The 11,197-nt window shown below is 47.0% G+C and carries 10 protein-coding genes and 1 tRNA gene; 8 read left to right on the forward strand and 3 right to left on the reverse strand.

Annotated elements, in window-relative coordinates:
- The first annotated feature begins 78 nt into the window (after positions 1–78).
- From upp to ACYVI9_RS04815, 3 genes are all read left to right on the forward strand, one after another.
- A complete protein-coding gene (gene upp / locus ACYVI9_RS04805; protein ID WP_460761392.1) occupies positions 79–729 on the forward strand; it encodes a uracil phosphoribosyltransferase in 651 nt (216 codons plus the stop codon).
- Between the two features lie 159 nt (positions 730–888).
- Positions 889–2,229 (forward strand): NADP-specific glutamate dehydrogenase, encoded by a 1,341-nt coding sequence (gene gdhA / locus ACYVI9_RS04810; RefSeq protein WP_460761394.1) that lies wholly within the window; start codon positions 889–891, stop codon positions 2,227–2,229.
- Between the two features lie 21 nt (positions 2,230–2,250).
- Positions 2,251–2,949, forward strand: coding sequence for an SAM-dependent methyltransferase (locus ACYVI9_RS04815; RefSeq protein ID WP_460761397.1), 699 nt, complete (start codon positions 2,251–2,253; stop codon positions 2,947–2,949).
- On the opposite strand, the gene ACYVI9_RS04820 is transcribed toward ACYVI9_RS04815, so the two are convergent.
- Complete coding sequence (locus ACYVI9_RS04820; RefSeq protein ID WP_460761400.1) at positions 2,938–3,384, reverse strand: hypothetical protein; 447 nt, start codon at positions 3,382–3,384, stop codon at positions 2,938–2,940. The genes ACYVI9_RS04815 and ACYVI9_RS04820 overlap by 12 nt on opposite strands.
- A gap of 307 nt (positions 3,385–3,691) precedes the next feature.
- Here ACYVI9_RS04820 and ACYVI9_RS04825 point away from each other — a divergent pair, with 307 nt between their 5' ends.
- The 3 genes from ACYVI9_RS04825 (at position 3,692) to argC (ending at position 6,685) form a co-directional block, all read left to right on the forward strand.
- Positions 3,692–4,399: a GNAT family N-acetyltransferase gene (locus ACYVI9_RS04825; protein ID WP_460761403.1), complete on the forward strand. Its 708-nt coding sequence runs from the start codon at positions 3,692–3,694 to the stop codon at positions 4,397–4,399.
- 14 nt (positions 4,400–4,413) lie between these two features.
- Entirely contained in the window at positions 4,414–5,631 is a 1,218-nt protein-coding gene (argG, locus tag ACYVI9_RS04830) for an argininosuccinate synthase (protein WP_460761406.1), read from the forward strand.
- A gap of 73 nt (positions 5,632–5,704) precedes the next feature.
- A complete protein-coding gene (gene argC / locus ACYVI9_RS04835; protein ID WP_460761409.1) occupies positions 5,705–6,685 on the forward strand; it encodes an N-acetyl-gamma-glutamyl-phosphate reductase in 981 nt (326 codons plus the stop codon).
- 33 nt (positions 6,686–6,718) lie between these two features.
- On the opposite strand, the gene ACYVI9_RS04840 is transcribed toward argC, so the two are convergent.
- Together ACYVI9_RS04840 and ACYVI9_RS04845 are read right to left on the reverse strand one after the other, a co-directional pair.
- A complete protein-coding gene (locus ACYVI9_RS04840; RefSeq protein ID WP_460761411.1) occupies positions 6,719–7,546 on the reverse strand; it encodes an SAM hydrolase/SAM-dependent halogenase family protein in 828 nt (275 codons plus the stop codon).
- 68 nt (positions 7,547–7,614) lie between these two features.
- On the reverse strand, positions 7,615–8,424 hold the full coding sequence (locus ACYVI9_RS04845; RefSeq protein ID WP_460761413.1) for an SDR family oxidoreductase: 810 nt from the start codon (positions 8,422–8,424) through the stop codon (positions 7,615–7,617).
- Between the two features lie 120 nt (positions 8,425–8,544).
- Between ACYVI9_RS04845 and ACYVI9_RS04850 the strand changes: the two genes are divergently transcribed.
- Both ACYVI9_RS04850 and ACYVI9_RS04855 read left to right on the forward strand, forming a co-directional pair.
- Positions 8,545–11,007, forward strand: a complete 2,463-nt coding sequence (locus ACYVI9_RS04850; RefSeq protein ID WP_460761415.1) for a glycoside hydrolase family 9 protein — start codon at positions 8,545–8,547, stop codon at positions 11,005–11,007.
- A gap of 101 nt (positions 11,008–11,108) precedes the next feature.
- Positions 11,109–11,181: transfer RNA gene (locus ACYVI9_RS04855), tRNA-Lys, on the forward strand.
- The last annotated feature ends 16 nt before the right edge of the window (positions 11,182–11,197 follow it).

The raw sequence follows: 11,197 nt of genomic DNA on the forward strand, positions 1-11,197 counted from the left end.
AAAAGAGGCAAAGTTGCTAAGTTTGCCAAAAGTAAACAATCAGAATTGTAAACGGGTTCCAAATTAAAACGCAGCTTCATGATTATCAACCTGAGCAAAGATCATAGTCTCATGAGTAACTGGGTCAGTGAACTACGGGATCTGAACATTCAGGGCGACCGGATGCGGTTCCGCAGGAATCTGGAGCGGATCGGCGAAGTAATTGCCTATGAAATCAGCAAGGAGCTGCCGTTTGAAATGAAGGAAACCCAAACACCGCTGGGGATTTCTGATAGTAAAGTGCTCAGCGAACAGCCGGTACTGGCCACAATACTCCGGGCGGGACTGGCATTGCATCAGGGATTGCTCAATTATTTTGATAAAGCTGATAATGCCTTCATCTCCGCCTATCGCAAACACCATAAGGATGGTAGTTTTGAAATCGAAGTGGAATATGTCAGCAGCCCCGATCTGAACAACCGGATTTTAATTCTCTCGGATCCCATGTTGGCTACCGGCGCCTCGCTGGTAAAGACGGTGCAGTTTTTAAAAAATGAAGGTCAACCCCGGCTGATTCATATCGCCGCGGCTATTGCCTGTACTGAGGGGCTGGAATATGTCAGCCGGGAGGTCCCCGAAGCCAAGATCTGGTGTGGCGATATTGATGATGAAATTACCGCCAAGGGCTATATTGTGCCCGGACTGGGAGACGCCGGCGATCTCGCCTACGGCAGCAAGACCCAATATTGACGGTTCATAAAGCCGGATTTCCCGCTATCCATTGTATCGGATCCAACCGTTTCAGCCGATGCTGCGAATTACTGTTCGTTAGTCTTAATTTTTTCAATTCGATCCCCGAATCCCGAATCTTTCAGTAATTTCCCGCGAATAACCAGTATTTGAAGTGCTATGAATAAGAAGTTAAAGCAGTTTGTAGAGGTTGTTTCCAAAAGAAACGCTGGAGAGCCTGAATTTTTGCAAGCCGTTACCGAAGTCGCAGAATCACTGATCCCTTATATAGAATCCCAATCTGCTTTTCAGGGACAGAAAATCCTGGAACGCATTGTAGAACCTGAAAGAGTTGTCATATTCAGGGTGCCCTGGCAGGACGACCGGGGTGAAGTGCAGGTCAACCGGGGTTTTCGGGTGCAAATGAACAGTGCGATCGGTCCGTATAAAGGAGGGCTGCGATTTCATCCTACCGTCAACCTCAGCGTATTGAAATTTCTGGCATTCGAACAGGTGTTTAAAAATAGTCTGACAGGGCTGCCGATGGGCGGAGGGAAGGGTGGGGCTGATTTTGATCCGAAAGGCAAATCGGATCAGGAGATCATGCGTTTCTGCCAAAGCTTTATGACGGAACTTTACCGGCATGTGGGTGATGATATTGATATACCTGCCGGAGATATTGGGGTAGGAAAACGGGAAATTGGTTATTTGTTCGGACAATACAAAAGAATTACCGGCACTTTTAACGGGGTACTGACCGGAAAAGCCTGCGAATGGGGGGGCAGTCTGATACGTCCGGAAGCCACCGGATATGGATTGGTGTATTTTGTGGAGGCCATGCTCAAGGAAAGGGAGGACAACCTCCTGGGTAAAAAAATTCTGATTTCAGGATCAGGGAATGTCGCCCAGTTTGCCGCGGAAAAATGTATCAGCTACGGCGCCCGGGTACTGACCATGTCCGATTCTGAAGGATTTATCCACGATCCTAACGGCATTGATCAGGAAAAACTGGAGTTTATTAAAGTACTGAAGAACGAAAAAAGGGGGCGGATCCGGAAATATGCGGAAAAATACAAATGTGCCTTCCATGCAGGAGAAAAACCCTGGAAAATAGCGGGTGATATCGCCCTGCCCAACGCAACACAGAATGAACTGAACCTCAAGGACGCCGAGACCCTGATTAAAAACGGCTGCTACTGTGTCGCGGAAGGTGCGAATATGCCCTGTACTCCGGAAGCAGTAACTGCTTTTAACAAAGCAGGCCTGCTCTATGCACCCGGTAAGGCGGCCAATGCCGGCGGGGTGGCCGTTTCCGGACTGGAAATGTCACAAAATTCGCTGCGCTACAGCTGGAGCCGCGAAAAAGTAGATCATAAACTTCGGGGTATTATGACTGATATACATCAGATCTGTACCCGGTACGGAAAAGACGATCACGGGCAAATCAGCTATGAGAAAGGCGCTAATATCGGCGGATTTGTAAAAGTTGCGGAAGCCATGCTTTCGCAGGGCGTAGTTTAAAACAAAACCGGTCAGAAAGCTATGAATGGCAATGTATACCTGATTCCCAGTTTTTTGCACGAACAGCCCCGGCAGGATATGCCCGCCGCCGTGCTGGCCGCTGTGGCCCAATGTCAGGTACTTTTTGTGGAAAACCTGCGCAGTGCCCGCAGGTACCTGAAACAACTCAACAGGGAGATCATTATCGATGATTATGAGTGGTTTGCCATTGGTAAGGCAGAAGCCGAAGTCCTGCAATCCTTTACCGAAAGGCTGAAATTGGGTAAAACCATAGGTATTATCAGTGAAGCAGGTTGTCCCGGTGTAGCCGACCCCGGCCAGCTGCTGGTGGCGAAAGCACAGGAACTGGGCGCCAGGGTGCTGCCGCTGGTAGGTCCGAGTTCTATTTTACTGGCCCTGATGGCCAGCGGCATGAATGGGCAGCAGTTTTCTTTTCTGGGCTATCTGCCCATTGATAAACTTGAAAGGGAAAAAGCCGTCCGGGAGCAGGAAGCGGTTTCCAAACGCCAGAACAGCACCCGTATTTTTATTGAAACGCCTTACCGGAACCAGCAGTTACTGGAGACCCTGCTGAAAATCTGCCATCCGGCCACCCGGATCTGTATCGCAGCCGATATTACCGGGCCGGAGGAGTTTATAAAAACCATGACCGTACAGCAATGGAAGCAGCAGCAGCCTTCACTGCATAAAAGACCGGTGATTTTTCTGCTAAAAGCCTGATCCCTGCGGCGCCTCGGTCATCGAAATGATGCTGTCGACGATATAACGGGTATTTCCGCGCCAGGGCAACACGCCATTGTACTCCTTGTAGTGCAGGTCAAAACGCTTGCCTGAGTTCAGTTTCAGTATTTCGAAGACGTTTTTATCGATGATGGAGAATTCGAATTCATTGGACTGGACCCCGCCGGCAGCCGAACCCCGGATGCCTTCCTGAATCAGTTTGCCCTCATAGGTTTTGAACAGCTGACCTTTCTGAACGGCAAAGTTGAGATAGCCGGATTTGACCCCATCCGACGTAAAAGGATAGTAAAATTTCCAGTAAATATAGCCCCCCAGTAAAAGCAGGCCCAAAAGGGTGGAAATCCATAGAAATCTCGCACAGCCACTTCGTTTTTTGACACCGGGAGCTTGTTCAGGTAATGATTCAACAGGCATAGGAAAAAGTTTTTTATTAAAGAAATTTTAATGGTTCCAATTTAAATTATTGCACTAACTTTGCCAATCTAAAAATACTACTTGTTTCGCAATGAGCAATTATTTAAAACATACAAAACATTTTGTATTTCATCCGGGGATTACCACGGGTGTTTATGCAGTTGGTTTTGATGTGTTTATTTTCTCTCCCCGTCCTCAGCGCCGTCGTTGCTGACAGGCCACACCTAAAGCCAGAGGTCCCTGTCAGTGAAAAACTCCCGGATTCAACAATATAGGGGCAGGCACCCAGACATACAAATACAAGCAGGTGGACAATCAGGAAATTATAGTTCGAGTTGCAGTAGCCGACGATAAAAAATACGCGAAAATTATCACCGATGAAATGGCAGCTTCTGCAGCAGCCCGGGGTACCGGCATCGCCAGGCGTTCTCCCGAATACGTAGAGAAAAAAGTGGATGAAGGCAAGGCGGTCATTGCGCTGACCAAAAAAGGTGACTGGGTCGGTTTCTGTTATATTGAAACCTGGAGCCATGGCGAATATGTCGCGAATTCCGGGCTGATCGTTGCGCCCGACCACAGAAAAGGTGGCGTAGCGAAAAAGATAAAAAAAGCCGTTTTTGACCTCAGCAGGAAACTATACCCCAATGCGAAAATTTTCGGATTGACGACTGGTCTGGCAGTGATGAAGATCAATAGCGATTTAGGCTATGAGCCGGTTACGTATTCCGAGTTGACGCAGGACGAAGAGTTCTGGGCAGGGTGTAAAAGCTGCGTGAACTACGACATCCTGATGAGTAAGGACCGGAAGAATTGTATGTGTACTGCCATGTTGTATGATCCCAAGGATCATTATCATCCCGAGGAAACGAAAGCTTTTTTCGAAGAAAACAAGTCGGGACTGGAAAGACTGTTGCGTTTCAAGCAGTGGAAATTTTTGAAATCTTTCCGTCGAAAGGAGAAAAACGGTGGGGGCAGCAACCAGATTAAAATGTTATTCAATACACTGTTTCATTAAAATAAAAATTGAAAATGGGTAAGAAAGTAGTTTTAGGTTTTAGTGGTGGTCTGGATACTTCTTTTTGTGTCAAGTATCTGACAGAAGAAAAAGGGTATGAGGTACATAGTATCGTGGTTAATACAGGAGGATTCAGTGAACAGGAACTGTCCGAAATTGAAGCCCATGCCAAGCGACTGGGCGTGAAATCGCATAAGACCGTCAATGCGGTTAAGAACTATTATGATTCCATTGTAAAATACCTGATCTACGGAAACGTCCTGAAAAATAATACCTATCCGCTCAGTGTTTCTGCCGAGAGGTTGAGCCAGGCGATTCATATCGCCGAGTATGCCAAAAGCATCCAGGCCGAGGCTATCGCACACGGCAGTACCGGTGCAGGAAACGACCAGGTGCGTTTTGATATGGTTTTTCATATAGTCATCCCGGGAATAGAGATCATAACACCTATCAGGGATTTGAAATTAAGTCGCGAATCAGAGATCGAATACCTCAAGAGCAAGGGTGTTGATATGAATTTTGAAAAAGCGGTTTATTCAATCAATAAAGGCCTCTGGGGGACCAGCGTTGGCGGACGGGAGACCTTAAGCTCTAAAGGCGTGTTACCGGAAGATGCCTGGCCGACACAGGTAACAAAGACAGGCACAGAGGAAGTGGCACTTACATTTGAGCAGGGACAATTGAGAAAAGTAAATAATAAAAGTTTTGACCACCCCTCGGAAGCCATCCAGTACCTGCAGTCGATTGCCGGTCCTTACGGCATTGGCCGGGATATTCACGTGGGGGACACGATTATCGGAATCAAAGGACGGGTGGGATTTGAAGCTGCAGCACCCATGCTGATTTTAAAAGGGCACCATGCACTCGAAAAGCATGTATTGAGCAAATGGCAACTGCAGTGGAAAGATCAGATCGCACAGTTCTATGGTAACTGGATGCATGAGGGACAGATACTGGATCCGGTGATGCGGGATATGGAAGCATTTCTGGAAAGCAGCCAGCGCAATGTTACCGGTAAAGCTTTTATTCAGCTCTTTCCCTATCGCTTTCAGGTGCTGGGAATAGAAAGTGATTATGACCTGATGAACAGTGCTTTTGGCAGTTACGGGGAAATGAACGCTGGTTACACCGGAGAAGATGTCAAAGGTTTTACCCGTATCTTTGGGAACCAGACTTCCATTTATCACATGGTCAAAGAGGAAGTGCATCACAGAAATGCAAGTGAATATTAAGTAGCCCGAAACGCTGATACTACTGCGTGTAATACGGAAATATACAGCCGGGCATCTAAATCAAAAATAAGTAATGGTAAAAGTTGGAATTATCGGTGGCGCAGGTTATACGGGAGGCGAACTTATCAGGATACTCATCAATCACCCGCAAACAACAATTAGTTTTATACATAGCAGGAGCAATGCAGGTAAATTTGTCTATGAAGTTCATAAAGACCTGCTCGGGGATACCGACCTGAAATTTACGGATCGTATCGAACAGGATATCGAATGTTTATTTCTTTGTCTGGGCCATGGGGAGTCGACGAAGTTCTTACAGGAGAATGTCATCGCCGAAAGCATTACCATAATCGATCTGGCCAATGATTTTCGTTTAAGAAAAGACCGCCAGCAAACGGCCATTAACCGGGAATTTGTTTACGGTCTTCCGGAATTGAATTTACAGGCTATTCAAACAGCCAAAAATATTGCCAATCCTGGTTGTTTCGCAACTACGATCCAACTGGGCTTGTTGCCGCTGGCCAAAGAAGGGCTGCTGAAAGAGATTTATACCACGGGAATTACAGGCAGTACCGGCGCAGGTCAGTCACTGAGTGCGACTTCCCATTTTAGTTGGCGGGCCAATAATATCCAGGCTTATAAAACCCTCACGCACCAGCATCTGGGCGAGATAGGGGAGTCACTGAATCAATTGCAACCCGGCAGTGATTTTGAACTGAGTTTTGTGCCCTGGCGGGGAGATTTTACCCGGGGCATCTTCGTGAGTTCAACCGTTTCCTGTGACCTTAGTCTGGAAGAAGTTTTTCCCCTTTTTGAAACCTTTTACAATGACCATCCCTTTACCCAGGTGAGTCGCAGTCCGATATTCCTGAAACAGGTGGTCAATACCAATAAGGCGATCTTACATTTGGAAAAAGCCGGTAACAAGCTGGTCATCCATTCTGCGCTGGATAATTTGCTCAAGGGTGCCAGCGGTCAGGCCGTACACAATATGAACCTGGTTTTCGGACTGGAAGAGACCCTGGGCCTGCGTTTGAAGCCCGCCGCGTTTTAATAGTTTACAGTAAGCCTGATAAAGGCAAGTCCCTTAATCAAAATATATCTTTACGGTCTGATAGAGTAGTTTGTTCTGCATAATAACAGAAGAGTGACTCGCTTTGTCGGAATATCCCTGCAAGCCAAATAATCCGGCAGCATTGCCTTTGTTAACAGCAATTTCCAGGTAATCGGCACTGTTGAAAATTGCCAGCTTTTCTCCCTGTGGTACATCCGCGTAGGATTCGCTGATCTTATTGATGACTTCATCCCTCAGAAACACGATTTTGAAAGACCGGTCGCGCCGTTGTTCTTCGAATTGGCTGCGGGTGATATTTACCACTACATTTTCAAAATTGTCGATAAAGATAATCTGACCCTCCAGATAGTTTGGATGTTCGAGGGGCAGGAGGGGATTTTTCTCCACGAAATTGATATCGGGTACGCCCAGCTTCTGAATTGAAACCCCGTCACATAAGCGGGCAATGGTATCGGCGATTACTTTGGTACAATATAAAGTATCCTTGGTGGCATTTTTGTCCAGTTTCAGCCCCATTACCATATCGGGCTTTTCTTCCAGGATCATACTCAATAGACCGTTATCTGCACAGAAAATGTACTGATTCTTGTGAAATGCCAGGAGCAGGTTCTTGGGCTTTTTGTCGAACAGATTGACCAGGATGATATGGTAGGTGAACTCCGGAAAGTTTTTAAAGGCGCCCCGGCAGACATATGAGGCCTGGGGAAAATTAAAAGGAGCGATGCTGTGGGAAATATCAATTAATTGCAGTTCGGCATTTGCTTGCAGCAGCTGGGCCTTTATTACCCCGATCAGGTAATCATTATGTCCAATATCTGATGTAAGTGTTACAAAGTTCATTTAGAATCTTATGCCAGTCTGCCGTATTATTGGTGCAATTTATTGATTTTTTTTCCTGTCGACCCTTACTACTTGATCAGTTTTTTGTCTCTGAAATAAAATTTGTGGACCAGTTTGTCTGCCAGGGCCGGAAAGAACCGGTTCAAAAAGACGGTTTCTTTGCCCGTCATGGTCAATACCAGGGTTCTTTTCTTTTTCATAATGGCGCGCAGCAGGTGTTCTGCGCAGGTCGCCGCCGACATCATCTTGCCTTCATCCATGGGGTTCTCTTTTTGCTGCCGGCCTTTTTCATTCAGGGCATGATCCCGAATCCCTGAAGCAGTGAAGCCCGGAGAGACCCACATAACGTGAACCTGATCATCGGCTAATTCAATTTTTAAGGATTCAAGAAAACCCTGCAGCGCAAATTTACTGGCAGAATAGCCGGTCCGGCCCGGAAGTCCCCGATAACCGGCGATAGAAGAAATTCCGACAATGGCCCCCTTGCTGGCGATCAGCGCCGGCAGCGCCAGCTTGGTACAGTAAACGGCCCCAAAAAAGTTAATACCCATAATTTTTTCAATGACTTCCAGTTCCAGGTCTTTAAACAGGCTGCGCATGCTGATGCCTGCATTATTGATCAAAATATCAATACGACCGAAGACATTCAGGGTTGTTTCTATGAACCGCTCACAATCAGCCAGAACGCTTACATCTGTTACCAGTGTATGCAAAGGACTGGAAGGATGTTGCGTTTGCAGTGCATAAAGCTTGTCATGGTTACGACCGCAGGTGGCGACTTTGGCCCCCAGGGCCAGTAGGCGATCTACAAGGGCATGTCCGATCCCGTCGGTTCCGCCGGTAACCACCACAACCTTATCCTTATAGTATTGCTCCATGCACTTTTTTTGTTGGCAACAAACCTACTTAGAAAAAGGTAAAAAACAATATGTTTGCCACTATGGTATTAAGGAAATTGCCGGTTTGGTCGGCCAAATACCTTCAATAAACGATGCGTTATGAAACATTATCTGCCTGTTCTGTTGTTTTTAATGAATGTCAGCTTCCTGAAAGCGCAGGAAGGATGGATCAGGATCAACCAGTTAGGCTATACGCTTCAGGATGTTAAAGTCGCGGTACTGGTCAGCAAGTCTGACCGGCTTTACCAGTCATTTGAACTGAAAGATGCGCGTACCCACCGAACGGTTTACCGCAATGGACGGATGAAGGCCTATGGGGCCTATGCACCGTTTCATGCCAGCTGGCGGCTGGATTTTACGGAATTCAGCCGGGCCGGCACTTATTATCTGCTGGCAGGTGACCTGAAATCCCCGGTATTTGACATTAATGATCATGTTTATGATGGTACTGCCGATTTTATCCTGAATTATATGCGACAACAACGGAGCAAATACAACCCGTTTCTTAAGGATAGTTGCCATCTGGAAGACGGTTTTATTGTCTATCATCCGGATAAATCCCTGGATTCTACCAGACTGGATGTTGCCGGGGGCTGGCATGATGCCTCGGATTATCTACAGTACCTGCCGACTTCGGCCAATGCTACTTACCAAATGCTTTTTGCCCATATGCAGCAGCCACAGGTATTCGATGATGTTTTTGACGCCTGGGGAAATCCCAGCGGCAATCAGGTTCCTGATATAGTGGATGAGGCCAAATGGGGCCTGGACTGGTTGGTGAAGATGAATCCCGAAAAGGGGAATTATTACAATCAGATCGCCGATGATCGGGATCATGCCGGTATGCGCCTGCCGACCAGAGACAGCGTTATCTATGCGCCGGGTAAGGGACTGGCAAGACCGGTATATTTTATCAGTGGGCAATCCCAGGGTGAAAAATATAAAAACCGTACCCGGGGCGTTGCTTCCTCGGCTGGGAAGTTTGCCTCTGCATTTGCCTTGGGTGCCATAAGGATGCAGGGTTATTATCCGGAGTTTGCCGGCAGCCTCCGTCAGAAAGCCATCGATGCTTTTGTTTTTGGGGAAGCCTATCCGGGTAATACACAGACGATTTCAGTAAAATCGCCTTATATATATGCTGAAGATAATTATGTCGATGATATGCAACTGGCGGCACTCAGTCTATATCAGCTAACGGGTGATCCTGCATACCTGCAATCTGCCATTCGGTACGCAAGGCAGGAACCCGTAACGCCCTGGATGGGGGCAGATTCTGCCAGCCATTATCAGTGGTATCCTTTTGTGAATCTGGGGCATTACTGGGGGGCGCGGCTGGATAGTGCGCACCGAGACGAATACCTGGATTTTATGCGACAGGGCATTCAACGAGTGGTCAACCGGGGGCGAAATAGTCCTTTTTTAAATGGCGTTCCATTTATCTGGTGCTCCAATAATCTGGTGGTGGGTATACTGACACAGATGCACTTATATCGGCAGCTTACGGGAGACAATACATATATAAAGGAAGAAGCGGCCCTGAGGGACTGGCTGTTTGGCTGTAATCCCTGGGGAACTGCCATGATTTGCGATTTACCCGCATCGGGAACGGCACCGAAGGATCCGCATTCGGCATTTACCCATTTATATGGTTATAAGATACCGGGTGGTTTGGTTGACGGGCCGGTGTATGGAAGTATCTGGAATAAACTTATTGGCATACAGTTATACCATCCGGATGAGTTTGCGCCTTTTCAGTCCGATCGGGTTGTTTATCATGATGATTTCGGGGACTATGCCACCAATGAGCCGACGATGGACGGCACTGCTTCGCTGAGTTATTATTTATCAGCACTGCAGCAGGAAGCGGTCCCAAAAGATACTGTTTATGATACCGAAGGCGGAATGATCCGCCTGGGCGGAACCAGCAAAAATGTTTATCTGATTTTTTCAGCACATGAATATGCTGATGGAGCGGCAACAGTGCTACAAACACTCCAACAGTATAAAGTAAAGGGGAATTTCTTTTTGACGGGTGATTTTCTCAGAAATCCCGAATTTCAACCCTATATCCAAAAGATGGTACAGGACGGGCATTATGTCGGCTCGCATTCCGATAAACATTTATTATATGCCGACTGGTCGAATAGGGATTCGCTGCTGGTAAGCAGGGATTCGTTCCGAACCGATTTTAATCGGGCCATCGGGGTACTTTCCCAGGTAACCGGTCAGAAGCCGGGAAGATGGTACCTTTCACCCTATGAGTGGTATAATAAAAAGACAGTGGAATGGTGCCGGTCCGAAGGTGCCGTTGTAATCAATTTTACGCCTGGCACGGGTACCAACGCAGATTATACCTGGCCGGGAATGAAGAATTACCGCAGTAGTCGCTGGCTGCTGAATCATTTGTTTGAATTTGAGTCGGATAAAGGGCTCTCGGGTGCATTTCTGCTCATTCATTTGGGTACCGATTCCCGTAGAAAGGACAAACTCTACAACCAGTTAGGTACCATCATTAAGAAGCTGAAATTGCTGGGATATCATATGGAACGTTTACCGGACTAAAAACCCAGGATTTGGCGATAAAAATTTTGGTACAATAAAGGCAGAACCCTATTTTTGCACTCCCAAATCGGGAAACAGATGCCTGAAAAGGTGTCGGTGGAGATTCCGTAGCTCAGTTGGTAGAGCAATACACTTTTAATGTATGGGCCCTGGGTTCGAGCCCCAGCGGGATCACAAACAAAAGCCAAAA

It is taken from the genome of Niabella terrae, from assembly GCF_054783135.1.